Source organism: Micromonospora sp. NPDC051196 (assembly GCF_040682415.1).
Classification (GTDB): domain Bacteria; phylum Actinomycetota; class Actinomycetes; order Mycobacteriales; family Micromonosporaceae; genus Micromonospora.
In genome coordinates this window covers 1,218,375-1,242,683 of sequence record NZ_JBFBAY010000001.1, presented here as the reverse complement: position 1 = coordinate 1,242,683, position 24,309 = coordinate 1,218,375, and the positions used below count along the sequence as shown (strand labels likewise).

Below are 24,309 nucleotides of genomic sequence, written 5' to 3'. Positions count from 1 at the left end.
AAGATCGTGGCGGCCGCGCTCGTCTTGCTCCACACCGAACACGCCCGCACCACCTGATCACTACAGGTAATCAAACCGTTGCGCGGAATGGCTCAGTGGGCAACTCGGGAGCCTCCGCCGTCTCAACGGTCCGGGACAGCGCTGCGATGCTCATCAGGCCACTGAGCCGCTCCTGTTCGGCGAAGTCGACGAACCTGCTCACTTGCTCCTGGAAGGTGTGGCGGAACGTCCCGCACCGATTTTCGTGAAGGAGCTTATCGAAGGCGTGATGGGCGCACCCGCCCATACAAACCGGAAGAGCGATGCACCCCCGGCACTCCTCGTTCTGGAAGGGGTCATAGGAAAGCCACTTGGCCAGTCGACCGTTGGGGCTTGCATGGTCACGAATGTCACCGATGACTTCATTCTGGTCGCCGACCGAATCCCAGCACTTGTACAACTCGCCACGGCTGCCCACCACGAGTTCGTTGACGCGCACTGCGGTGCAGGGCGCGCCCGTCGGCGAGGGCAGGCGCGGTTTGGCAAGACCGTACTGCGCCGCCAGGTCCAGGAAGCGCCGCTCCTCGTGTGCGAACTCGGCCTTGGAGAAACACCCGCCGCGGTAACTGGCGGAGGGGGCGCGAACGTTTTGCTGGACGCCCACGATCTGTCCGGGGTAGACGGTCAGCTTACCCCCGAAGCCCTCTTTCGCGAGGAGCTGGAAGAGTTCCTCCACGCGCGATGCGTTACCTCCGTCGATGTTGACTCTCACTGTGACGTTGAGCTGGTCGACTGCCATGCGCAGGTTGGTCAGGATGGTGTGAAAACTGCCCCTTCCGTTGCTGAGGGGTCGCATCTGATTGTGTACGGCCGGCGGGCCGTCGATGCCGACCTGCACGCTGGTTACACGCCGAGTTGCGAGCTCCCGGCAGGTCGCCTCGTCCAACAGGTACCCGTTGGTGACGATGCTGGCGTCATAGTGCACTCCTGCTTCATCACAGCGACGGATGAAGGCGTCCGAGAGTCGGAGGAGTGATTTCTTTCCCACCAGAGGCTCTCCACCGAACCAGGTGACATGGAACGAATCGATGTGCGGGAGTTGAGCGTCGAGGACCTTCAGGATGTGCGCCTCCACATCTCCGTCGAGCAGTGAGGGATGCTTTTCCTCGAAGCAGTAAGGGCACGAGAAGTTGCAGCCGAGGCTGGTCACCACGGTAAGCGCGAAATTTCTGGTGGTGTTTCGGCTGGCGTGGTAGCGCTTCGCCAAGCTCTGCAATTCGTCCGCATCATCGCGTACGATCATGAGGCCTGCGATCAGGTTGGCCAGGAGGCTCGGCGGGCAGGGGGCTCCCGTGTCGCCGGCCATGAATGCGTGATACGCCTTGTGATGCTCGGCGGGAATGCGCAGCATAGCCCCACTGCGCGAGTTGAAAACATAGGCGGCATCGGGGCGCCGGACCCAGACATTGTAACGGGACTCTCTCATGGCCTACTCACTTGAGGACTGGCTGGAGAACGGAATGAGGTGTCACTTCGGCGCATGGAATGTCCCACATTCGACAAGGTCGGGGCAGCTGCCGGAGGTGTAGGAACTGCAATGGGTGAGGCTCCCACACGCTTCGCGCTCCATGGCCTCTGCTGCGGCCTCGTCCTCCTGGACGCGAACCATCAGTCGGTGAAGTAGTTCGAGCGTCTCGGGAGTGGGACGGCTTTCCTTGGTGAAAGCGGCGAGTTCGATACTGGTTCCACTCGGCCCGCCCGGCCTCAGCACCCAGGCACTGTCGGCCCGCTCTCTTTCCGTGGCCTGTTTGACTGACCCTGAATTCTCTTCCATGCCTTTCCTCTTTCCGCAGCCCATCGGGGCGAACACATATTTGATCCTTACTCGACCCAGCACCTCAGGCGAGGCTGTATGAGCCGCACCGCTTGAGCTTCGGGCAATCTGGCGACGACCTCAGCACAGACCCTTCGGCGGCCTCGAATTCCTGGACGCGAATCATCAACCGGTGAAGTAGTTCCAACATTTCGGGAGTGGGTCGGTTTGCCTTGGTGAGAGCGGCGATTTCTATACTGCTTTCGTTCGGAATGCCCGGCCGCAGTACCCAGCCACTATCGACCCGCTCTCTCTTCGGGGCCTGTTTTGCTGAATAGTCTTCCATGCCTTTCCTTCCTTCGTCGCGCAGGTCGCAGCGAAACACCCATATTCGATTCCTACAGAAGCGACGTGACTACGACGTTGCCGTCCGCGATGCTGCGGTTGCGACGACCCGTCCGTCGATGGAAATCATCCGCCGGTCGCGGACCTTTGAGGGCCGTTCCACCTTCGGCGAGGGACTCCAGGAGGTCGGCCGCCAGAAGATGTCCCTGGACCTTTGACAGGCAGGACTGGACCTGCCTGGCCGAGGCCCGGAATCGCGGATTTACGTCGATCTCTCGCAGTGACGCGCGAAATGTTTCCGGAGTGACGCTCTTGGGGTCAAGTGTCAACGCCGCGCCGACGCGTTCGCACATGGCGGCCACTTCCAACTGTTCGCCCCCGCCAGGAAGCAGGAGGAGCGGCAAGCCAAAAGACAGGGATCCCAAGACAGCGGTGGTGTTGGCCGTACTCACCACGGCTGTAGCATGCGGAAGAACCTGACCTTGAGGGACATGGTCCCGGACGAAAAAATTGAAGGGTGGCGGCTCTGCCGGCTTCCCATCCATTCTTCCGGTCGAAGCTACGAGTCGAATATTCGATCCGCTGAGACCTTCGGTCACCGCAGGCCACAGGTTTCCCAGGTGGAATAGACGACCGTGCTGCATATAGACGACCGGGCCTAATCTGCCCGTGCTGTCCAACCACTTGGCAAGATCCTCGTCAGGGACCGCGGGCTCCCAGACGCAGGACCCGACACAGTGAACTGCCGACGGCAGGTCTCCCACCCCAGGCTCCAGGTCCGGGACAGACTGGAGCAGGAACAGGTCGCCCAACAAGAAGTCGGCCGCCTGCTCTTGAGAAAGGGGCGGGAGGTGCAGGAGGCTTCTGGCTGCCTGGAGGCTTTCGGACATCGACTCCAGCCGCCAGGTGGCGCGCTCTTGGGCCTCAACGGGATGTTCATCAGGTTGATTGGTGTCTCTTCGGGGCTTAGGGAGCAGGTGCGTGGCGAATCCGAGGATCGCCACCGGCAGATCAAGGATCTCTCCCATGAGCATCGGGCCATAGGCGAGTTGGCCACCAATAATGACATCGGGACGGAATTCCGACGCCGCGTGGAGGACATGAGCGGCTTGGAGGGCGACGCTCGTTGGTTTCCACCACGTCTCGAGCTGGAACGAATCGCCGTCGCAAGGGCCCCGGGAAACGCGACGGATCCCCTGCTCGCGGAGGATATCCCTGAACGGGGTCCCGGTCGCGAATGCAACGCTATGGCCGCGGCGGGCCAGTTCGAGAGAAATTCCGATCATGGGGAAGACATGACCAGGCGAGGCCAGAGGGCAGAACAAGAAGCGGGAAGCCATGGCACACCCCCAACGCGACCGATGATCGCCTCAGGCTTGGAGGCATTCACCCACAGCTCACCGACAGATCCACGTCACTCTGCTTGGCCACTCCGACCTAATGCCTCGATCGTCCTGAAGCCTCGGTCACTGTAGCCATGTGCGCAGGTCAGGCGCGCGACGTTCGCCGGTTGCGTCCACCGAAGTGGTGTACGACTTGCCCGTGATGGGCCTAGTGCGAACCCTGTTGACCACGACGCAGTGCTCACCATCGACGACATGGTCGGCAGCGTCTTCTCCGCCATGTCGGCAGACCGGCTACCCTCCGCACGGGGCCGAACCAGGTTCACCGACGAGGTCCGCGACGCCCTCGGAGGGCGCGACAAGGTCACCGAGCGCATTCGCGTCTGGCTGCAGTTCGGCACGCCCGGGTGAGAGGGACGCGAGCTGAGCCCGCGACGCCCGACGCTTCGCCCATCACCGCATTCGCTGCCTCTCTGCTGCTCGTGCGCCTGACGGTCGCCATTCGCTGAGTCACTCAGCAGGCTGACCGACGGGATGCGCCGCGAGGCACACACCGCATCGGACGGGGGGACACCCATGCCGCCGCCGGCTGGGATCACGCCGATGAGGCTTCTCGACCTTCGAGGCGGGGAACCGAGCGTGGACGACGACGGCGGAACCATCCTCCGGAGCCGCGATCGGGCCCGGCACCTGTCGGGGTGTAGGCAGGCGGGAGGCCGGGTACCTCGCGCCCTACCCCTACCCCCGCCCCAGGAGGAACCCATGACCGTCGTACTCGCCATTGTCTGCAGCGACGGGGTGGTGATCGGCGCGGACTCCCAGATCACCGAGAGCGACCGCGGTCTGAGCTTCCCCGCCCAGAAACTGCACCCGCTGGGCTCCTGCGCCGCCTGGGGCGGCAGCGGCGCGCGCGGAGTACTCAACGACCTGCGCCCCCTCCTCCAAGAATCCGCCACCGCCATCCTCGAAGCACCCGACATCGGCGACGAGCTGCAGGAACGCGTCCTACCCGTCTTCAAGAAGCACTACGAGAACTACATCCCGGACGTACCCGGCGAGGACAACGGCGGCGGCGGAGTATCGGCGTACCTGCTCGCGGCCGGCTACAGCCAGGGCGGCCCGTGGATCGTGGAAATCAACCCCAACGGGCTCATCGGCCGCTACGAAGACGTGGGCTTCCACGCCATCGGCTCCGGCGCACCCATGGCCCAACAGGCCGGCGCACTGCTCTCCCACTTCCGAATGACCACACGCACCGTCGACTACGGCATAGTCGGCGTGGCACGGGTACTGGAAGCCCTGGAACGCACCTCACCATCGGTCGGCAGACCCTTCAGCGTCACCTGCATCCGCGAAGAAGGCGCCCACCACCTCGACGAAAAAGAAATCACCAAGGCACTGAAGAACGCCCAACGCTGGCGCGACCTCGAACAGGAAGCACTCGACCGACTGTTCGACTGACGCCAGCGGGTGGATCGGCGACGACCGGCATGGTGGCGGCCTGTCGGGCTGTCCACCGTGCCATGAGGGCGAGTTCCCGGCACGAGCGGATCGCCGGCGTACCCGGTTTCGGAGTGCGCAACTCGGAGGGTAATAGGCTGTGCCACGATTCTTGCCCGGGCGGTCCGGCCGTGGCCGGACCGCCCGGCGGTCGGTCAGGCCCGGGTACGCTGCCGCAGCCGGGTCGAGACGATCGCGCCGACCACCATGAGGACCGCGACGACCAGGGACGGCATGGCGTCGGGTCGGAGCACCAGTTCCCAGGTCGCCCCGGAGTTGCTCAGTTGGTAGAGCGTACCCAGTAGCAGGGTCGGGGCGACGGCGATCAGCAGTCGCTGGTCGGCCGTCGCCACCCACAGGAAGACGGCTGCGCCGACGAGCACCTTGGCGGCGGTGATGATCTGCGTGGTCGTGTCGACGAAGCGGAAATCTCCCGCCGGGATCAGATGCAGGGCGAGTATGCCGGCGGTGACCAGAACGGCGTTGGCCCGGGGCGTCGGCGGCACGTCCGCCGGACGCCGCAGACCCACAATGATCAACGGTGCGGCGACAACCGGTGCCCACCACTGCGGGAGGCTGTTGAGGAACAGGTACTGGGAGATCGCGGTCGGCACCACCGCTGCAGCCACCGCCAGGACGGCAGCGGTGCGGGTGCGCCCCGCGACGAGCGCCACCAGCGCCGCGCCCATCATGACAAGGTAGATGCCATCGTCCCGCAGGACGTTCAGGGGGGCCGAGAATCCGCCGAGCTGGAACACGTCGACGATGTCGTCCAGGCCGATGAGCACACCCAGCGCCAGCACCGCCATGGCGCCCAGGTGGAGGCCCTGCCAGAGCAGCACGGCGGTGGGCCGGGCCGCGGTGCTGCCGCCGTGCACCCGCAGGGCGCCCCGGATCAGCGAGGCCGTCTGCCGGAAGCTGGGCCAGCGGCGGGTGCTTGGTTCGTCGCTGATCAACGTGTCGATCAGTTCGTCGGCGCGCTCGCGACGGTAACCGGCCGGATAGGCCCGTAGCAGCATGCGGTAGCGCTTCTCCAGAACACTCATGCTGGTCTGATCCTCGCGGTAGAAGGTTGGTGGATGCTTCCCTGCGGGAAGCTCCGGTGCTGCAGGCGGTCCTTGACCACCTGGGCGGCCCGGGCGAGCCGATCGGCTTCCTCGGCGAGTACGCCGTAGCCCTCGTCGGTGAGCCGGTAGTAGCGACGGGCACGCCCGTTGACGATCTCTTCACCGTCGGCGGTGATGAGTCCCTCGCCGAGCAGGCGATCGATCACTGAGTACAGCGAGCCGGCAGCGAGTGCCACCCGCCCATCGGACAGCTCGTTCACCCGCTTGATCACGGCATAACCGTGGAGCGGGCCGCCGAGCAGTGCCGCAAGCACGAAGTACGACGGTTCCCGTAGCGCGGGACGCGAAGTCGATCCCATGGCATCGAATATACAAGCTAGATGAGTATCTAGCCAACATGACTGTGCGCTGTGTCTGACTCACCTGATCGTCCTCAGCAGACGGCGCACGCCGCACGGGTGCGGGCGAGCTTCATGCATCCGGATTGCTCAGTTCTGCCACGGCCTGCCGCCTCGGGTTGCCTCTCTTGACCGCTGTATCGGGGCGCCCTTCGGATAGCGCTGGTGCACCAACTCGGGAATGATCAATCGCATGTCGGAGCACGATCTGGCCGGAACCTGGCGTCGCATCATCCAAGGGGATAGCAAGTCCTGGGTCGTGTTCGCCCACGGCACGTGCGTCGTCCTACCAGATCCCGGACCCAGCGTCGACCTCGCCGCTCAGGCCGTCGACATCCTGCGCGAGTACGGCCCCGTACACGCCGGCTCACCTGCTGGAGACTTCGGCACCATCACCCTCGATCCCGGTCCCGGATGGGTGGTCTACGGCCACCACAACGACGTGCTGACCTACGTGGGGCCCGACGAAATCTCAGACGGCAGCGACCTAGCCGTTGGTCTGTACGGACGCCGCAAGCGAGACCAGGACGGCCATGAGCTGGACGTCGTACACGTCGAAGACAAGCGGCCTCGGTAAGTCATGGCCGAGCTTCCGTCGTCAGACGTCGAAGCGGAACTTTGACCGTCTCCGTCCGTGACCTGCGGCGGCCTGGTCGACATGCTGACCACGTCACCCTTGGATCCACGCGGGCGATGGTTGGTTGCCGACGTTTCCACGCTGTCTTGTGCCTCGTGTGTACCCCGGGGTTCCGCGACCACGACGAGGCCCGTGCCCGCCTACTTCCGGCGCGCCTCGCGCCCGCTCTAGACTTCACTCGGTGAGATCACCCGTCTGAGACTGACGGCCCTAGGACGGACAGGGCAAGGTGCTGACCCGGTGGGCGAGTCCGGCCAGGACGGCTGCGGTGGCCTGTTCGGGGCTGGAACACGGCGTCTATGTCACGGGTAGCCCGTCGTGCGTCGTAGGCCAAGGCCATAGCTGCTCCGCCGAAGATGCAGAGATCAGCAACCACGCCGCGCCGGTGCAACCGTTCTCCGAGTCGGCGGAAGGCATCCTCGATCGCCGCGCGGTCGAGCAGTGGGTCATCAGCGCTCATGCGACATTGAGCTCCTGCGCTGACACGAACACCCCACGACGACGGAACGCCGCTGGGGCATTGACCACCGCGTCAACCCGAGCGGCGCGAGTGTTGAAGGGAAACCAGAATCGCCGCAGTGAACGCGTCTCGACCCATGACGGTGCACCACGTCCGTCCTTGGCCGCCAGGTGTTCTGTCAACGCCGCCAAGAACACGTCCCAATGTTCATCGCCAGTGGCGGATGGCTCCTGCTGCAGCAGGAGGGCGCGCCTCTCCGGCGGCTCCCAGCGATACTCCTCAAGAAACTCCGCCACCAGCCGCCAGCGTCGCGTCTCATCAACGTCGGCGAGCAGAGCCCCCAACCGCGCCACCGTCAGCGGTTCGTACCTCCGCACCACGAGTCGACTCCTCACACCCTGCGCCAGTACGCCTACCGGCAGTTTGACAGCCAGCCCACGCGTAGTCACACCCCTCAAAACGACAAGAGGCCCCGATCATCGATGTGACCGGAGCCTCTTTTGCGTGGGCGATACTGGGATCGAACCAGTGACCTCTTCGGTGTGAACTCTCGGCAGGCCGGTCGGATCGGGGCTTGATACGAGGTCATCCGGCCTGGTGACGCTCGTCCCAGTCGTGTTCGGCTGGCCCGGTTGCTGTACTTCGCTGCTGTACTGCTGGCATCAGATCAGACGCTGGATGCGGACGCTGGGGCGCTCATTTCTGAGGTGGCCTTGCTTGCTTGTGCTGGCGGACCTGCTCCTCCCAGACCTCCTGGTCGTAGTCCGGGTCCGGCGGGGTCCACTTGTGGGAGCCATCGCTGTAGTGGAACTTCTCGTCGCCCGGTCGAAGGATGCTCATCGGGTCCAGCCGAGGAATCGGTGGTGCAGGTGGCCGGCGGGAACGTGGGCCAGGTCCTGGGCGGCGTCGACGAGCTGGGCGGCAAGGTAGAGGGCCAACGATACGGGGGCTCGGTCGTACTCGGCTCGCAGCTCCCGCCGCCGGGTCTGGCATGGCCACTCTCCCGCGCAGCCGCCGCAGGACCAAGCTGGTTTGATCGGGTGATGGATGGTCATCGCGGGCCGTCCTGGCTGGGCCAGTGGCCGCGGTTGATCGGGATGCGATGGCGGCTTCGGCAAGGCAGGGTCGCGCCGCAGCGGCAGACGTGTCGCCAGTGCCGCCATGACCAGACGGGCCGATGACGGCGGGCGAGGGTGAGCGCTGCCGCCAGGACGTACTCATCGTACGAGACGCGCTTCATCGGCTCGCCGGAGCCGTACGGGCGACTCTTCGCTGCGTCAGGGGATCGCAAGGGAGCACTGCCGCCTCCTCGTGCCGCAGGTGTCCGGGGGCGTGGATGCCCGATCACGGGGGATGCGCCGGGCACCCACGCCGGTGAGGACGGCCCACAGCGCCAACCGGGGGGAACGACCTCCTCAGCAACCTCCCATAGGTACCGTTGGGTAGTCAAGGGCTGGTGTAGGTGGTCTACTCGTGTTGCCAACCGAGGGGAACACCGTGCCACCGCGTTACCGCTACGAGCAGATCGCCGACGACCTCGCCCAACGCATCGCATCCGGCGAGTTCCCGCCGGGCTCCAAGCTGCCGAGCCGGCGAGAGTTGATCGAGCACTACGGCGTTACGGAGCCCGTGATCGACCGCGCCATGCAGGTGCTACGGATCAAGAGGATGACTGAGACACTACCGGGCGTGGGAGTTTTCGTCGCCGAGGCGGCACTCTGAATGACCGAGCGCTCCTCCATCCGAGTCGGCAACATTGACGGCTTTCTAGCGCGCGCCGCCCTCCCAGGTGGCAAGGCAGAGATGATCACAAGCGCGATGGTGACTGCCGACGACTCTCGGTTCTACCTATGGCTAAACGCGCTGGAACCAATCCTGCTCGCGCCCGCAGGAATAGTCGGCGACAGCCTTACAAGGTTTCTAGCGCTAATCCACGCCGACAACCAGGCCGAGATCTTCACCGACTACCACCCTACGATGACAGGACGCGCGGTCGGCGATATCGCAGCAGGCGAGAAGGTTACAGTTGCTCGCGTGCGGGATATAACTCGCTACGAGATCCCTGAGGTGAGCGTACGACCAGGGGATAAAGCGGTATGCGTAATCAAGTCTGGCTGGCGATTCGGTCTGTTCTTCGACTTTACAGGCAAGATCAGAGACAGCGATCATCTTTGGTCACTCCTAGGCGAACTAAGCAACATCCTGCACCTCAGGAGAGACTTGCAAGCGTTACAGGACGCTGCCGATCTTGAGTCTAGGCCGTATGTAATGACCGAGGGCAAGACCGACGAGATGCACATCGCGGCCGCGAGGAGCCGCGTTGCCCCAGCGCTCGACTTGGGCTTCTACACTCCCGACGACCACATGCGCGGCAACGATCGCCTCCTGCAAGCCTGCGAATTCATGGCCCATGGCGGGCGACCGAATGACAACAAAATAATCGCCGTATTTGACAGCGACGCGGAGAAGGTCGTCCGGAAACTCCGGAGCATGAACTCCAGTTCAACCCGCTTTCAAAGCTGGGGCAACAATGTCTTTTCACTAATCCTTCCAACTCCCAAGCACCGCCCTGCGGACGCAGGAATCTGCATCGAAGATCTTTATATCGATACAGACCTAGCAAAATCAGACGATCAGGGCAGGCGCCTCTACTTTGAGGATGAGCTTGAACGTCGAGTAGCCGCTGACGGCAAGGGACCTATCTATATTACGCGTTCCACGAATCAGCCAACACCAAGGCACCGAAAGCTTGCCAGAGCGCGCGCCGAGAGAACAGTAAACGAAGCCGGCGAACAAGTTGCCATTTCTAAGGGACGGTTCGCGGAGTTGGTCAGAGATGGTCGCGGGCAATTTAGTGAAATGGACTTCTCCGGCTTTACTGAACTATTCGACATCATTGAAGAAATCATTGGCATCCATTAGGCGGCGGCGATCCGGTTACCCTAAATACTCGCCTAGGGATTCAGCGGCGGCTCAACTGCCCGGAGATGGCGAAGCCCGACCCCTCGGTTGTAAGTTCTGGGCGCTTCGTCCGGTGGGCTCCGTCGGTGTCCGCGACCTCGGGCGACCGTCCGCGTACGGCGGCCGGCGTCTCTCCTCGTCCCGGCCGGTTGCTGTCACCGTTGCTGTCGACAGCAACCCGTTGACACAGCAGGTTATGCAGGGAGCATGACGAAGCGCGAAGCAGCACGACAGCTTGCGGCCCGGACCGTCATCGAGGTCGGAACCGTGGGCGTTGGTCTGGCTGTCGCTGGTCCGGCGGGCGCGCTAGGGGCCGCTTTCATCAAGCCCGCGCTTGAGCTTGTCGCCGTTCGGGACCGGCGCGGACTCCGCAACGTTGAGCGCCTTGTAGAAGCCATTACAGAGTCCACCGGCCTGTCGGCGGAGGAGATCGAGGCTTGGGCCAAGAGCAAGGACGGCCGGCTCATGTTGACCACAGGTGCCATTCAAGCCGCGTACGGCACCCTGTACGACCACAAGGTCGCGGCACTCGCTGCTGTGCTGACCGAGAACCTCCAGGACGATGCACGTCTAGATCTGGGGATCCTCATCGTCACCGCTCTTGCTGATCTCGAAGCTGCTCACGTCCGGGTACTCGACGCCATCGTCGGTGGCTCACTCCCCCCTCGGCCGGACGGCGCAGACCAACTCCCCGGGGTCGCACTTCAGTCTCAACTTGAAGAGCAGTTCCCCAACCTGGCCGCAGGAATCGTGCCGCTGATGTCTGCCCTCGTGCGGCACGGCTTGGCGGAAGACCGACTCGCCCACGCCGACGACAATGCTGCGTGGGCTGTGACACCCTTCGGCCGCAGCTGCCTGCGGTACCTCCAGGACAGCACGGCGGTGAGTTGAAGCGGAACTTAGACCGGCTCGGCTGTGACCTGCGGCGACCTGGTCGGCACGCTCGTCGCGCGCCGTCGTGGGTTGCCGTCGCTGCTGGCTGGTTGCCGACGTTTGACAGTGTCTTGTGCCCCCTGTGTGCCCCAGGCGGGTCCGCCGCAGCTTGCCTTCCCCTGCGTTAGGACACTTGAATTCGGAAGGGTTCAGGTCCGGCAAGAGCACGCCACGTCTCACCAGCACCTACGTCCGCCAGCTTTCCAGTGGAACTTTTGATCATTCCGTACATATACCGGATCTTGCAACGGTGGCTGACCTGCTGTCTACAAGGCTTGGATCTCCGCGACCGCCGGGGCTCGGCACGGCTTGAACGGGCTGCCGCCCTCTCCGCCTCGCGGGCGTGGTGTCAGCTTCGCGACTGCTGTCTCGACGCGACCAGCTCACCATGCTTTGGTGACGACTCCTCAAGAGCCAGGACCCGAGCAGAACTCCGACGAGGAGACTCAAGAGATTGAGCAACAGACGGTAATCATTAACGCCGCCGATCTGCAAGAAATCCAAGACAAAAGAGATGAGTTAGAGCTGCTTGTTGCGGATCTCAACAAGCAGCTTAAGAAGCAGATCAAAAAGCAGGACCGACACGATCGCATGTACTTAAAAGTTTTCAAGTACCGCGTTCGTCCTCGTCCGCCTCTACCACCGAGTTTAGTTCTCGGCACACTCGCTACAGTAGCCGCCCTATTCTTTATAAGCCATGATGCTGCAGATAGAGGCGGGCCGCCACCCAGCATTGAACGGATTGAAGAATATTCAAGTAACCACTCCGGGTGGCTGGAATCTGTAGATGCCTGGCGCGGCGAGGTCCTACTTGGAATTGCGTTAACGCTCTTCCTGTTCGGCTTCTTTAAAGCAATTCGGTCATATAAGTTGGCCAAAGGGATCAAGCGCCCACCGTGGCTCGTCGCTTCCCTCCTTGGGGTAATCACGCTCGCCATCGCCGGGCTCTCGGCATGGGTGCTATTGCGAGAGGCGGACAAAGTCGCCCCTGACGAGAGACCAAAAACACGAATCGAGGCGATCAAGACTGCGGGAACCGTGGCACTAGGAACATCCGGACTGGGAGCATTCTTCTTGGGTGCCCGCAGATTCTGGACTGGGGAAAGCGAGAAGACCGATGAGAAATACTTTAAGGCGGTGGAATTGCTGGGTAGCGAATCAAGCCAAGTTCGAGTCAGCGGACTCGTCGCCCTGCAGATTCTCGCTCGGAAAAACCCAGAGCTTGAGACTGGGATTGCCCACATTCTTCATTACGTCAGCACATCTAGAACGCGGATGGCGAACGAATCGGAGCCAAGATTCGCGCGAGCGTTTGGCGAGGACGCAGTAGCAGAACAGTTACTGGATGACCTCGGCAGGCATTTCCGCCAAACAATTAGAGTACAACAGAAAGAAATTGAATGACATCGCCTTTCAGCATGTGTCGATGCTCGGTCCACCGGCCGATCTCGGAAACCGACCATTTCGCCTGACTTGGAGGCGTTCCTATTGAGCGCCATCTTGCTCTTCTCGGGTTAGCATGTGTCTATGGATCTGGCGCTCCGCTCGTCGCGGGCGGCTGAGTCCCTGACAAAGTGGCTCGCGCCCCTCAGCTTCACGGACTGGTCGGCACCACGGGTGACCGCAGCACTGACGAGAGGCGTCGTAGATTGGGGCGTGGCGCATGGTTGGCGTGTCCGACGGGAAGTTCCGAGCATCGCGGGCCTGCCCGGTTCCCATCCGGATCGGCCCGGCTACCTCGATGTCGTCTGTGAGCGCTTAGGAGCACCACCGATCGCCGTCGAGATCGACAGGACCGACAAGCAGTGGTCATCCCGCAAACTGCTCTGCGAGGCCGATGCGGGAGCTGTCGCAGTGTGGGTTCGCTGGGGTAGCCCTCGGACCTGGATCGTGCCGCATCCGGTCGCCCTGGTCGACATCCCCACTACCCGCCGCCGTGCCTCCGGCCGCCTCCTCTACTCCCGCGCCGAGGTAGACCCGGCCCTTGCTGCGGCAACACCAGCGCCACCCACGGCTACCCGCTGCCGCGCCACTACTCGCAAGGGCGCGCCCTGCCCCATCAACCCACGCCCGTCAGGCCTCTGCCACGTCCACGATCCAGCCGTCCAATGCGGTGCCCGCAAGAAGAATGGCCTGCGCTGCGGCAACGCTACCGGCGGCGGTCGCTGCGCCGCCCACCAGAACAGCCACATGTATGACGGCGCAGCCACTCTGCTTTAACCGGCGGCAGCAGCCCTCGGCGGTGTTGCCATCCCGTCTGCCGTCGACCCGCCCTCCTGGGGAGCGGGCCGCCGCCCGGCCCGCCACGTCAAGACGGCCTTGACGCACGGTCGGACGCTGGCGGGTCGGGCGGTGGTCTGCTCGGCTCGCCCGGGTCGTCGGCTGGCGGGATGGCCCGCGCAACCACCCACGGACCGCAACCCGCCGACGGGGTTGCAACCATCTCGGAGCCCAAGCGCCCCCGCCGGAGGCGCAGTAGCCGCAACCCCGCGACCGCCGCCGGTTCGCTGACGCGGCCGGCGTGCGCTCCCCTACGCCGCGCGGGCTCGTGGCCGCGCGGCCCGGCCGGCTGCCGGCCCACCACCACCCGGTCAACGCCCCTGTCGTTCTGCGGCGGCCCCTTGGGCTTCCCGCTTCCGCGCCAGCCGCCGGGCGTGTTGCGTGGCCGGAGTCGGAGCGCCAGCGGAGCGACGGACACGCGCCCAGGCGGCGGCGCGTGCGGCCCGTTCAGGGCCGCCTTGATAGACGTACAGAAAGTTCTCCCACATGGCCGGTAGCAGCTTTGTCCGACTCCGGGTGATGCGTTACAGGTTGGCTTCACTTGATGCGTGACACTCCGCCGAGTGCTGGTGGAGATGAGCGTGACCGAACAGCGGTATCGGGCCGTGTTGGAGGTTCAGGCCGGGCTTGCGGTGACGGAGGTGGCCGACCGGTTCGGCGTGTCTCGGCAGGCGGTGCACCGGTGGCTGCGCTGGTATGCCGAGGAGGGCTTGGACGGGTTGAGGGATCGCTCGCATCGGCCCCAGGGGCACCCTGCCCAGACCTCGGCCGAGGTTGAGTCGGCTATCTGCGAGCTGCGCCGTAACCATCCTCGGTGGGGGCAGCGGCGGCTGCACTACGAGTTGGGCCGCCGGGGCTGTCCCGGTCCGGTTCCGTCGTTGAGCACCATCTACCGGGTGCTGGTCCGTCACGGGCTGATCGATCCCGTGCCTCGCCGTCGTCGGCGGGAGGACTACCGGAGGTGGGAACGTGGCCGGTCGATGGAGCTGTGGCAGATGGACATCGTTGGCGGTGTCATGCTCGCCAACGGGCGGGAGGTCAAGGTCGTCACGGGCGTGGATGACCACTCCCGGTTCTGCGTCATCGCCGCTGTCGTTCCTCGGGCCACCGGCCGGGCGGTCTGCCTCGCGTTCGTCGAGGCTTTGCAACGGTTCGGGGTGCCCGAGGAGGTGCTCACCGACAACGGCAAGCAGTTCACCGCCCGGTTCAACGCCGGTGGCGGGGAGGTGATGTTCGATCGGATCTGCCGGGAGAACGGCATCACGCACCGGCTCACCAAACCCCGATCACCCACCACGACCGGCAAGGTCGAACGGTTCCACCAGACGCTGCAACGCGAACTGCTCGATGACGTTGAGGTCTGGGCTGACCTGGAGGAAGCTCAGGCGGCCATCGACGTCTTCCGTCATGAATACAACACCGGACGGCCGCACCAGTCCCTCGGCATGGCGTTCCCGGCAGACAGGTTCGCCACACGCCCCACCGAGGCGCTGCCGCTGCGGCTGCCGCCAACGCTGACCACGGCCCGGACCGGCACGGAGGAGCTGCCCCCGATTGCGCTGGCGAACCCACGCCGGTCACACGACCAGCAGCCGGCCGCCACGACGGCACCGCTGGTCATGGCTGCCAACGGCGTCGACCCGGTCAACCTCGCCGTCGAGATCATCCGCACCGTTCCCGCCTCCGGCAACCTCGCCGTCTGCGGGCAACAGTTCTGGCTCGGCCCCGCCAGGGCCGGAGCCGCCATCGGGCTTTGGGCCGACACCTCCGTCGTCCACCTCCTCCTCAACGGCGCCCGACTCAAGACCGTGCCCTCCCGGCTCACCCCCACCCACCTGCGTCAACTCCTCGCCGACGGCGGCCTCCCCGCCGGACCGCCCCCGGTCACCGCCGGCCAGCTCAAGCCGGGGGCTCCCGTCGAGGTCGACCGTCTCGTCAACGCCACCGGCCTGGTGAGCCTCGCCGGTCGGCAACACCCCATCGGATACCACCTCGCCGGCCGACGCGTCACCATCCGCCTCGACCACGGCGTTCTGCACCTCCTCGACGCCGACCGGGCCCTGCTGCGCAGCCTGCCCAACCCGCTCACCCCGCAAGAGCAGGCCCGCATTCGTGACGCCCGTCCCGCCGGCCCCCCGCCCGCACCCGCTCCTGAACCACAACGCGTCGAACGACGCGTCAGCAGCCGCGGCGTCCTCGTCATCGCCGGCCAGAAGATCCACGTCGGCATCGGCCAGGCCGGTCGAACCCTGACCGTCGAAGACGCCGACACCACCTTCCGCGTCCACGACGGCGACCAGCTCCTCACCGAAGTGCCTCGCACGACCACCAAGCCCATCGCCCGGTTCAAGGTCCGCAAGCCCGAACCTCCACGACAGCGTCAGATAGCCTGCACCGACCGCGACGACCACGGAGCCCGACCATGAAGCTGCCGCCCGGAGCCACCGGCTTCAACCCGCCGCCCGGCGCCCAAGTGGACCTCAAAGCCTTCACCGCCGTCTGTCGCCACGCCGCCCGCACCATCGACGCCACCGTCACCGGCGTCACTCCCGCCGGCGTCACCCCCAACTTCCACACGGTCGATATCGCCTGCGTCCAGCACCACATCGCGGTGCTGCGACACACCACCCTGCCGCTCATCGCCTTCGCCCGCCCCCACGCCAACGGCGATGTCATGGTGACGTTCGTCGACCACCCCGACCTCGCGGCCGCCCTCACCAACCTGACTGACGCCCAGGCCCTCACCGCCGAGCAGCTACAGACCTCCCTGTCACAGGTCGACCTGAGCGCCCTCAGCCCGCACGAACACGACCAGATCAACTACTGGAAACCGACCACAGTCGGCGAGCTGCTGTTCAACTTCTGGGACTGAACACCAGTAGCCTGGCAGCAGGAACAACCCAAGATCGTCTAGCCGGACGTGTCACGGATCAAGTGACAGCAATCCGTAACACATCAAGTTGGGCTTCCCCCTGAGATGTGGACACCCTGAGACTGGACGTTGGTCCAGAGGAGGGGGTGTCCCCGTTGGGGCGTCCATCGAAGTACACGGAAGAGTTTCGGCGTGACGCGATCGATCTGGTCCGCTCGTCAGGAAGGCCGATCAACCAGGTCGCCCGCGAACTCGGGATGAGTCACGAGACGCTGCGGAACTGGGTCCGGAAGCAGGAGCGGCAGACCGGGACGGCTCCGATGGCCTCGGGTGGGGACGGTCTGTCGGTGGCGGACAAGGACGCCGAGATCGCCCGACTGCGCCGTGAGGTGGCCGAGCTGCGGCAGGAGAAAGAAATCCTGCGTAAGGCAGCCGCCTATTTCGCGAAGGAGATGGATCGGTGACCAGCCGCTTCCGGTTCATCTCCACCCACCGCGCCACGTTCGGCGTCAAGCGGCTGTGCCGGGTCCTGACGGTGTCCCGTTCCGGGTTCTACCGGTGGATAGCCAGCGAGCCTGCCCGGCAGGCTCGCGCCGCCGGCGAGGATGCCCTCGCCGAGCAGATCAAGGCCATCCACGCCGACTCCGGCGGCACCTACGGGTCCCCACGGGTGACCGTCGAACTGCACGAGCAGGGTGTGCGGGTCAACCGCAAGCGGGTCGAGCGGATCATGCGGCAGCGCGACGTGGTGGGCCGGCATCTGCGCCGCCGCAAACGCACCACCATCCCCGACCCTGCCGTCCCGCCGGCGCCGGACCTGATCCACCGGGACTTCACCGCCACGGCACCGGATCAGCGGTGGTGCGGCGACATCACCTACCTACGCGTCGGCGGCGGCTGGCTCTACCTGGCCACCGTCATCGACATCGCCACCCGCAGGTTGATCGGCTGGTCGATCAACACCCACATGCGCACCAGCCTCGTCATCGACGCCCTCAACGCCGCGGTCGCCGCCCGTGGCGGCCGAGTCGACGGCGTGATCTTCCACTCCGACAGGGGCGCCCAATACGGCAGCAGCGACCTCGCCGACGCCTGCCATCGCCACGGCATCCGCCGCTCGATGGGGCGGATCGGGTCGTCGTATGACAACGCCCTGGCCGAGGCGTTCTTCGCCACCCTCAAGCGTGAACTCGACGTCGACCGGCGGCCCTGGGCCACCGAGGCCGACGCCCGCCGCGACGTGTTCCGATGGATCGCCTTCTACAACCACCGACGCCGCCACACCGCACTCGGCTACCTCAGCCCCGCCGACTACGAAAAGGCCCTCACACCCACTACGCTGCACCAGATCGCGGCATAACCCGGTGTCCACATCCCGGGGGGAACCTCAAGTGGAGCCCGACAGGCCGGTAGCAGCTTTCCGGTCTCAGGACCGCCGTGACAGATCGGTATCAGGACCTGGGTGACACTCCGCGAGAGCGCGGAAGCGACCGGCGTGCGGCCCAATCACGTCAAGTCGTCTCGGGCGCCGATCGGCGGCGTCTGCGATCTTCCCAACGGGCTTGTCGCTCGGCATAGGCACGCCGCGCATCCGCCAGGCTGACCGGCCGTTCGGCGTAGGCACGCCGGGCATCCGTCAGACTGAGCGAACCGTTGGGGCCGCCTCGCACCGTGTCAGCGTCTTCGTCATCCTGCCCGTCGTCCTCCCAGCCGCAGGCGAAGCAAATCTCGAACTGACCTCGCCCCTCGAGCGTCGGGTGCCGACAGCAGGGACACGCGTACGGTTCGCCACCCGCTTCAGCCACTACAGATCGCTGGTTCAACGCCTCGACGTACTGCTCAAACCACCTGGTGCGGCTCGCGAGTTCTTCTTCGGACGGCACCTCCTGCTTACCGGCATGCTCGTTCATCCTCTGCACCTCTCGTTGTCGATCCAGTTCAAGTATCGAGCTCAGCACAGAAAGGCCCTACCGCAGGGAGGTGGTGCTACCACGTTCGGTGACACGTACCGTCCGCAACTCTGTCGACACGAACTGTCCGAGGCAGACAAGATCGTCTAGTTCGGCACCGAGGTTCACGACGGGTTGACGAGTCGGTACCCGGTGCTACTCTGGCGATCGTCGAGCACGCCAGTGCGGCCTTCCTGCCGGATCGCTGGGTTCGACCTCCGAGATGCTGAGCGGTCTTCCTGCCGCTGATGCGGGCCACATCCCGCCGGTTCTCGATCACGCTGGCCGCGATGTCGGCCCCGGAATCCGTTGAGTGGCCCAGCACGGCCTTCCCGCCGTCACGATGGCCCGGATTCGCTTTCTTCGACGGGTGGGGCTCGCCTGCGGCAACCCGCCGGATGCCGACCTTCAGGCACCCCACCCGTCCCGGCCTCACCCAACACGGCAACCGGAAGGACCACACCTCAACGGCGGTCAGCCACACCCGCCCTCCGGCGTCAGCCGCCCTTCGAGGCGGTGCCAGGAGACACCACGAACACCACCGACGGACAGCGTTCCGGCGACCGGTGGCGGTTCGTCGCCCGTCCCTGCCACCCGCTCTGAGGAGAGACCGTGTCCACCCTGCACCGTCCCGGCGTCGCCGCCGGGCGTGACGCCCAGGCCCTGCACCGGGCCACCACCCCCGACTACTTCGGCTGGTTGGAGCACACCCGTACCGCCGGCGGTTGTGCCCGTCCGATCCGGCTGACTGGCACCATGACCGCCGTCGACCGGGACACCGGCCGGGTCCTGGTCGAGCAGCACACCGACGGGCTGCCCGATCGGGTGCTCTACAAGGCGTGCGGCAATCGGCGTGCCGCCCAGTGCCCGGACTGCTCCTGGGTCTACGCCGGTGACGCCTTCCAGGTCGTCCGCTGCGGTCTGACCGGCGGCAAGACGGTCCCCGTCTCGGTGGCCCGGCACCCGGTCGTCTTCGCCACCTTCACCGCGCCGTCGTTCGGCCCGGTCCACCACCGGCACGTACCCCGGCACACCTGTGCCGACCGGCGGCGCTGCGACTGCCGACCGGTCCCCTGCCATGCCCGCCGTGATGCTGTCACCTGCCCGCACGGGCGGCCCGGGGGGTGCTTCGCCCGTCACGACTCGGCCGATCCGCAGCTCGGTCGGCCGCTCTGCCTGGACTGCTACGACCACGATCAGCAGGTCGTCTGGAACGTCTTCGCCGGTGAGCTGTGGCGACGCACCAAGCAGGCCGTCGAGCGGTACCTTGCCGCCCTCTGCCGCCGACGCGGAATCCCCAAGGTCGAGGTCGTCACGGGCTCCGGGCGGGTTCGGCGGGTGCCGCCGGTGCGGGTGTCACACGGGAAGGTCGCCGAGATGCAGCGCCGGGGCGCGGTGCACTTCCACGTCCTGCTGCGCCTCGACGGGGTCGACCCCGACGACCGGCACGCCCTGGTCCCGCCACCGGCCGGGATCACCGTGGACGACCTCGTTGCCGCCGTGCACGCCGCCGCCGGGCAGATCACCTTCGCCACCCCGCCGCATCCCGACCGGCCGCAGGGCTGGTCGATCGCCTGGGGCGAGCAGGTCGACGCGCGCCGCATCGGCACCGGCGACGGGGACGTGACCGACGCCAGGGTGGCCGCCTACCTGGCCAAGTACGCCACCAAGGCCACCGAGGTGACAGGCCACTGCTCCACCCGGCTCACCCCGGGCACCGTCGACGCCTACGCCGACCCGGAGGGCGACCACCTGGCCCGGCTCATCGACGCCTGCTGGCGACTCGGCCGCCCCACCCGGCACCGCACCAGCGACACCGCCGCCCAGGCCGAGGACCGTCAAGGCGGCCTTGACACCACACCCCATCCCTACGCCGGGCTGCGGCGGTGGGCGCACATGCTCGGCTACGGCGGTCACTTCCTCACCAAGGCCCGCCGGTACTCGGTCACCTTCGGGCTGCTCCGCGACACCCGCGCCACCTACCGCCGCGCCGATGACGGCTCCGTCACCGTCGGCACCCTGGCCTTCGTCGGCTCGGGGTGGCTCACCGACGGGGACGCGCTGCTCGCCAACACCGCCGCCGCCCAGCACCGGGAACGCAGCCGCGTCGGCCGGGAGGAGCTCGCCCACGAGCTGTGGTCGGGGGTGGCGGCGTGACCCGACCCCTCACCCCGCGCTGGTACTCCCCCGCCGAGGTCGCCGTCCTGCTCGGCTTCGGCATCTCCAAGGTCAAGATGAAGATCGCCACCGGTGAACTGCGTTCCATCAAGGACGGCAAGTACCGCCGCATCCTCCCCGAATGGGTCGACGACTACATCCGCGACCAGGTCGAACGGCAGGAGGCCGCCTGATGCCCGCCCGTGCCCGCGCCAACGGGGAAGGCTCGATCTTCCCGTACCGCAACGGCTTCGCCGCGTACGTCTGGGTCACCAAGCCGGACGGGAAACGCACCCGCAAGTACGTCTACGGCAGGACCCGCGACGCCGTCCACGACAAGTGGATCAAACTTCACCAGCAGGCCAAGGCCGGACCGGTGGCGACAAGCGTGCCGACCGTCGACAACTTCCTCACCTACTGGCTGACCGAGATCATCGAGCCGAACCGGGCACCGCTCACCTTCGCCACCTACGAGACGTTCGTCCGCCGCTACATCGCCCCCGGCCTCGGGGGAAAGCGGCTCGACCGGCTCCAGGCGCGCGACGTGCAGACCTGGCTGAACCAGGTGGACCGCACCTGCCAGTGCTGCGCCCAGGGCAAGGACGCCGCCCGCCGTCAGGAGAAGCGACGCTGCTGCGCGATCGGCCGCTGCTGCCAGGCGGTCCCGTCGACGCGCACGGTCAGCGACATCCGCGCCGCGCTGCGGGCCGCCCTCACCCACGCCCAGGCCGAAGACCTCATCACCCGCAACCCGGCCGTGCCGGTCACCCTGGCCACCGTCCGCCGTCGCCGCGGCAAGTTTTGGTCCAGCGACGAGGCACGCCGCTTCCTCAGATCCTCCGGCACGCCCGCTTCTCGGTAACGATGGAGATCTACACCCAGGTGTCCTCGCAGGCGACGAGAGACGCGCTCAAGCGCCTCGGCGAATCCCTGACGCGATGACGAACTGCTGTACTTCGCTGCTGTACGGGCAGCAGAAAGGCCACCTCCCGAAGCCGGGAAGTGGCCTGAGCTGCGTGGGCGATACTGGGATCGAACCAGTGACCTCTTCGGTGTGAACGAAGCGCTCTCCCGCTGAGCTAATCGCCCTCAGCGCGGATGACTCTACCCGATCGTGCGACCGGACCGCGAACCCGGGGTCAGTGCGTCGCGAAGTAGTGCAGGACCTCGCCGATCACGTCGATGTCGAGGCTGAGTTTGATCGAGAGTAGGGCCACCGCGCCGACGAAGAGCATGCCGACTGAGCCGATCACGAAGCGTACGGCGAGTGACTGTCGTTTCACCCAGTTGGCCCAGCCGTGGACGTGGCGGCGGGTGAAGCCGAGCAGTCGCTTGGCCCAGTGGAACTCGACCGCCCAGATGCCGAGGCCGGCGATCACGATCAGCCAGCCGGGGCCGGGTAGCGGGATGAGCATGACGCCGACGGCTACCACGACGGCACCGAGCACCCCGAGGATGACCCGGAGGGCGAGTCGGCCGGTGGGGTTGGCGCGGATCAGTGCGAGGGTGGTGGATATCCGTCGCCGCCAGCGGGGTGGGTCACGTCGTTCCGACACGGTGACACCACTCCCCTCGTGCTGCGCGGCCTGGTCTGCCGGCACGCGATAATCCTGCATGAGGTGAGAGTTGCCCCGTCGGGCGGGACCATGCCTGTCGGCGTGCGCGCGTCCGTTGCCGCCGGCCGGTTCGCTGCTTGTCGATCCCGGTCCGGCGGTCAACCTGTTCCGCTGGCCCCCGTGTTTTTTCGGCACCCCGTACCCCCGCTGTTCGCCTGATGCGGACCGCGACGTTCGACCGACCCGCGGCGCCGTGGGATCCATTGAGGATCGCTCGGCGACCATTTCATCACCCAGTGTTGCGCGGGCCCGTCACTGTGACGGCCAACTGGACGTTACCGGAGTAAGTCGACGACTGAATCGCACCCGATGCCGGGCGGGATCTACGCACTGGGCAGAACCGGAAATCCTAGATGAATTTTCACATTCTCGCGGCCTTTCCGACCCCCTTCCCACCACTGGGTGAAGTCAGCGTATGGCGGAGCGTAGCCAGGAGTAGCGGCTGAGTATGGGAAAAGCGGGACACGCGCGTTCCGCACGCGGTGCCGGGGGGAGAACGTCCATGAGTGTCATCCGACCGACGACCGTTGAGGTCGAGACGTCGCTAAGGCTAGTCGCGCCTGACGCCACCGCCTTGCCGGTGCGTGCCAGTCTGCGCTACGACCCTGCTGACCCGTATGCGGTCCATGTCCTGTTCCATGCCGAATCGGCCGGTGGCGAGGCGGTGAGCTGGTCGTTCGCCCGCGAATTGCTGGTCACCGGGCTTGACGAGCCGGCCGGCATCGGCGATGTCCGGGTCTGGCCGTGGGCCACCCCGCGCGGCGACTTCGTCGCGCTGGCGCTGTCGTCGCCGGACGGCAACGCCCTGTTCGAGGTACCGCGCAGCGTGCTGGTGCGGTTCCTGCGACGTACCTACGTCGTCGTTCCGCGCGGTCGCGAGGCCGAGCACCTGGACGTCGACACGGCGGTCAACCGGCTGCTCGCCGGGCGCTGACCACGACCCGAGCCAGGGCCGCGCAGACCTTCCGGGTCCGCGCGGCCCCGGCATGTCCGGCGGTACGCGGGCAGCCTCCCGCCCTCACCCACGCGACCCGGTCCGCCCGCTCAGCCGTGCGTGGTCATACCTCCGTCGACCGGGATCACCGCACCGGTGAGGTAGGCGCCGGCCCGCGACGACAGGTAGATCGCGGTGCCCGCCATGTCCTCCGCTCGACCGATTCGTCCCAGTGGCACCTGTGTCTCGATGGCGGCCCGCGATCCCGGGTCGTCCAGCGCGAACGCCATCATCTTGCTCTCGAACGGGCCCGGGGCGATCGCGTTGACGGTGATCCGCTCGCCGGCCAGCTGGTGGGCCAGGCTGCGGGTCAGCATGTGCACCGCCGCCTTGGTGGCCGAGTAGGCGTACACCTCCATCGACGGCACCCGCAGGCCGTCGACCGACCCGATGTTGATCACGCGGGCCGGGTCGTCGGGGGTGGCCGCCGCGCGTAGGGCCGGCAGGAGTGCGGTGGTCAGCCGGAACACCGCCTTGACGTTGATCGCCCAGAGCTTGTCGAACGCGCTCTCCGGGTACTCCTCCAGCGGTGCACCCCAGGTCGCTCCGGCGTTGTTGACCAGTACGTCGAGTTTGTCGACCCGCTGCCGTACCTCGTCGGCGAGCGCCTGCGCGCCCTCGTCGCGGCTCAGGTCCGCGGGGATCGCCGCACAGCTGCCGTACGCGGACAGTTCCTCGGCCGCCGCCGCGCAGGCATCCGCCTTCCGGGACGAGATGATCACCTCTGCGCCGGCCGCGACGAAGCCACGGGCGATCATCAGCCCGATCCCCCGCGATCCGCCGGTGACCAGGACCTTCTTGCCGTCGACCGAGAACAGATCGGTCATGGGAATCCTCTCGCGAGCCGGCCTGCCGGCCGGGACCGGCGACCCGGACCGCGCGAGCACCCTGCGGCCAGATCGCTACCGAACCGGAACCTAGTCGTCGGGTCCGGCCACGACAACCCGTACCGGCCACACCCGAGCAGCGCGACAACCTGACCCGAGGAACGCGACAACGCGGCAC

General features: G+C 66.1%; 23 protein-coding genes, 1 tRNA gene and 2 pseudogenes. 14 read left to right on the top strand and 12 right to left on the bottom strand.

Annotated features, from left to right (window positions below; genetic code table 11):
- Positions 1–70 precede the first annotated feature (70 nt).
- The 3 genes from AB0M35_RS05760 to AB0M35_RS05750 all read right to left on the bottom strand — a co-directional run bounded on the left by AB0M35_RS05760 (position 71) and on the right by AB0M35_RS05750 (position 3,477).
- Positions 71–1,465 (bottom strand): radical SAM protein, encoded by a 1,395-nt coding sequence (locus AB0M35_RS05760; protein WP_363741790.1) that lies wholly within the window; start codon positions 1,463–1,465, stop codon positions 71–73.
- Positions 1,466–1,507: 42 nt separating this feature from the next.
- Positions 1,508–1,849, bottom strand: coding sequence for a hypothetical protein (locus AB0M35_RS05755; RefSeq protein WP_363741788.1), 342 nt, complete (start codon positions 1,847–1,849; stop codon positions 1,508–1,510).
- Between the two features lie 341 nt (positions 1,850–2,190).
- Positions 2,191–3,477 (bottom strand): glycosyltransferase, encoded by a 1,287-nt coding sequence (locus tag AB0M35_RS05750; RefSeq protein ID WP_363741785.1) that lies wholly within the window; start codon positions 3,475–3,477, stop codon positions 2,191–2,193.
- A 240-nt stretch (positions 3,478–3,717) separates the two neighbouring features.
- Between AB0M35_RS05750 and AB0M35_RS05745 the strand changes: the two genes are divergently transcribed.
- Together AB0M35_RS05745 and AB0M35_RS05740 are read left to right on the top strand one after the other, a co-directional pair.
- Positions 3,718–3,891: a hypothetical protein gene (locus tag AB0M35_RS05745; protein ID WP_363741783.1), complete on the top strand. Its 174-nt coding sequence runs from the start codon at positions 3,718–3,720 to the stop codon at positions 3,889–3,891.
- Between the two features lie 351 nt (positions 3,892–4,242).
- Positions 4,243–4,941, top strand: coding sequence for a proteasome protein (locus AB0M35_RS05740; protein WP_363741781.1), 699 nt, complete (start codon positions 4,243–4,245; stop codon positions 4,939–4,941).
- 194 nt (positions 4,942–5,135) lie between these two features.
- Here AB0M35_RS05740 and AB0M35_RS05735 read toward each other — a convergent pair whose 3' ends face one another.
- Together AB0M35_RS05735 and AB0M35_RS05730 are read right to left on the bottom strand one after the other, a co-directional pair.
- The gene (locus tag AB0M35_RS05735) at positions 5,136–6,026 is read right to left on the bottom strand and encodes a hypothetical protein (RefSeq protein ID WP_363741779.1); all 891 of its coding nucleotides are present in this window, start codon (positions 6,024–6,026) and stop codon (positions 5,136–5,138) included.
- The gene (locus AB0M35_RS05730) at positions 6,023–6,406 is read right to left on the bottom strand and encodes a helix-turn-helix transcriptional regulator (RefSeq protein ID WP_363741777.1); all 384 of its coding nucleotides are present in this window, start codon (positions 6,404–6,406) and stop codon (positions 6,023–6,025) included. The genes AB0M35_RS05735 and AB0M35_RS05730 overlap by 4 nt, the downstream gene beginning before the upstream one ends.
- 232 nt (positions 6,407–6,638) lie before the next feature.
- On the opposite strand from AB0M35_RS05730, the gene AB0M35_RS05725 reads away from it, so the two are divergent.
- On the top strand, positions 6,639–7,022 hold the full coding sequence (locus tag AB0M35_RS05725) for a hypothetical protein (RefSeq protein ID WP_363741775.1): 384 nt from the start codon (positions 6,639–6,641) through the stop codon (positions 7,020–7,022).
- A 516-nt stretch (positions 7,023–7,538) separates the two neighbouring features.
- On the opposite strand, the gene AB0M35_RS05720 is transcribed toward AB0M35_RS05725, so the two are convergent.
- The 3 genes from AB0M35_RS05720 to AB0M35_RS05710 all read right to left on the bottom strand — a co-directional run bounded on the left by AB0M35_RS05720 (position 7,539) and on the right by AB0M35_RS05710 (position 8,597).
- Positions 7,539–7,922: a hypothetical protein gene (locus tag AB0M35_RS05720; RefSeq protein WP_363741773.1), complete on the bottom strand. Its 384-nt coding sequence runs from the start codon at positions 7,920–7,922 to the stop codon at positions 7,539–7,541.
- Positions 7,923–8,238: 316 nt separating this feature from the next.
- Positions 8,239–8,382 (bottom strand): hypothetical protein, encoded by a 144-nt coding sequence (locus AB0M35_RS05715; RefSeq protein WP_363741771.1) that lies wholly within the window; start codon positions 8,380–8,382, stop codon positions 8,239–8,241.
- On the bottom strand, positions 8,379–8,597 hold the full coding sequence (locus AB0M35_RS05710; protein WP_363741769.1) for a flavin reductase: 219 nt from the start codon (positions 8,595–8,597) through the stop codon (positions 8,379–8,381). The genes AB0M35_RS05715 and AB0M35_RS05710 overlap by 4 nt, the downstream gene beginning before the upstream one ends.
- A gap of 418 nt (positions 8,598–9,015) precedes the next feature.
- Between AB0M35_RS05710 and AB0M35_RS05705 the strand changes: the two genes are divergently transcribed.
- The 7 genes and pseudogenes from AB0M35_RS05705 (at position 9,016) to AB0M35_RS05675 (ending at position 17,948) form a co-directional block, all read left to right on the top strand.
- A complete protein-coding gene (locus AB0M35_RS05705) occupies positions 9,016–9,264 on the top strand; it encodes a GntR family transcriptional regulator (RefSeq protein ID WP_363741767.1) in 249 nt (82 codons plus the stop codon).
- Positions 9,265–10,464, top strand: coding sequence for a hypothetical protein (locus AB0M35_RS05700; protein ID WP_363741765.1), 1,200 nt, complete (start codon positions 9,265–9,267; stop codon positions 10,462–10,464). It begins immediately after the preceding gene.
- 246 nt (positions 10,465–10,710) lie between these two features.
- Complete coding sequence (locus AB0M35_RS05695; protein ID WP_363741763.1) at positions 10,711–11,394, top strand: hypothetical protein; 684 nt, start codon at positions 10,711–10,713, stop codon at positions 11,392–11,394.
- A gap of 438 nt (positions 11,395–11,832) precedes the next feature.
- Complete coding sequence (locus AB0M35_RS05690) at positions 11,833–12,840, top strand: hypothetical protein (protein WP_363741760.1); 1,008 nt, start codon at positions 11,833–11,835, stop codon at positions 12,838–12,840.
- Between the two features lie 1,451 nt (positions 12,841–14,291).
- Positions 14,292–16,142 carry an IS481 family transposase gene (locus AB0M35_RS05685; protein ID WP_363741997.1) on the top strand — a complete coding sequence of 617 codons (1,851 nt, stop codon included), beginning with the start codon at positions 14,292–14,294 and terminating at the stop codon, positions 16,140–16,142.
- Positions 16,139–16,588, top strand: coding sequence for a hypothetical protein (locus tag AB0M35_RS05680; protein ID WP_363741758.1), 450 nt, complete (start codon positions 16,139–16,141; stop codon positions 16,586–16,588). Before AB0M35_RS05685 ends, AB0M35_RS05680 begins: the two co-directional genes overlap by 4 nt.
- 155 nt (positions 16,589–16,743) lie before the next feature.
- Positions 16,744–17,948, top strand: a pseudogene (locus AB0M35_RS05675) (IS3 family transposase).
- 151 nt (positions 17,949–18,099) lie between these two features.
- Here AB0M35_RS05675 and AB0M35_RS05670 read toward each other — a convergent pair.
- Positions 18,100–18,498, bottom strand: a complete 399-nt coding sequence (locus AB0M35_RS05670) for a CPCC family cysteine-rich protein (protein ID WP_363741757.1) — start codon at positions 18,496–18,498, stop codon at positions 18,100–18,102.
- A 651-nt stretch (positions 18,499–19,149) separates the two neighbouring features.
- On the opposite strand from AB0M35_RS05670, the gene AB0M35_RS05665 reads away from it, so the two are divergent.
- From AB0M35_RS05665 to AB0M35_RS05655, 3 genes and pseudogenes are all read left to right on the top strand, one after another.
- Positions 19,150–20,694, top strand: a complete 1,545-nt coding sequence (locus AB0M35_RS05665) for a replication initiator (protein ID WP_363741755.1) — start codon at positions 19,150–19,152, stop codon at positions 20,692–20,694.
- Positions 20,691–20,888: an excisionase family DNA-binding protein gene (locus tag AB0M35_RS05660; RefSeq protein ID WP_363741753.1), complete on the top strand. Its 198-nt coding sequence runs from the start codon at positions 20,691–20,693 to the stop codon at positions 20,886–20,888. The genes AB0M35_RS05665 and AB0M35_RS05660 overlap by 4 nt, the downstream gene beginning before the upstream one ends.
- Positions 20,888–21,535, top strand: a pseudogene (locus AB0M35_RS05655) (site-specific integrase); the annotation flags it as partial. The gene AB0M35_RS05660 and the pseudogene AB0M35_RS05655, both read left to right, overlap by 1 nt.
- Positions 21,536–21,711: 176 nt before the next feature.
- On the opposite strand, the gene AB0M35_RS05650 reads toward AB0M35_RS05655, so the two are convergent.
- Both AB0M35_RS05650 and AB0M35_RS05645 read right to left on the bottom strand, forming a co-directional pair.
- Positions 21,712–21,783 (bottom strand) — tRNA-Val (locus AB0M35_RS05650).
- 50 nt (positions 21,784–21,833) lie between these two features.
- Complete coding sequence (locus AB0M35_RS05645; protein WP_363741994.1) at positions 21,834–22,250, bottom strand: TIGR02611 family protein; 417 nt, start codon at positions 22,248–22,250, stop codon at positions 21,834–21,836.
- A gap of 562 nt (positions 22,251–22,812) precedes the next feature.
- Here AB0M35_RS05645 and AB0M35_RS05640 point away from each other — a divergent pair.
- Positions 22,813–23,244, top strand: coding sequence for an SsgA family sporulation/cell division regulator (locus tag AB0M35_RS05640; RefSeq protein ID WP_007457244.1), 432 nt, complete (start codon positions 22,813–22,815; stop codon positions 23,242–23,244).
- Positions 23,245–23,354: 110 nt separating this feature from the next.
- Here the strand turns inward: AB0M35_RS05640 and AB0M35_RS05635 are convergent, their stop codons facing one another.
- On the bottom strand, positions 23,355–24,131 hold the full coding sequence (locus AB0M35_RS05635; protein ID WP_363741751.1) for an SDR family oxidoreductase: 777 nt from the start codon (positions 24,129–24,131) through the stop codon (positions 23,355–23,357).
- Positions 24,132–24,309 lie beyond the last annotated feature (178 nt).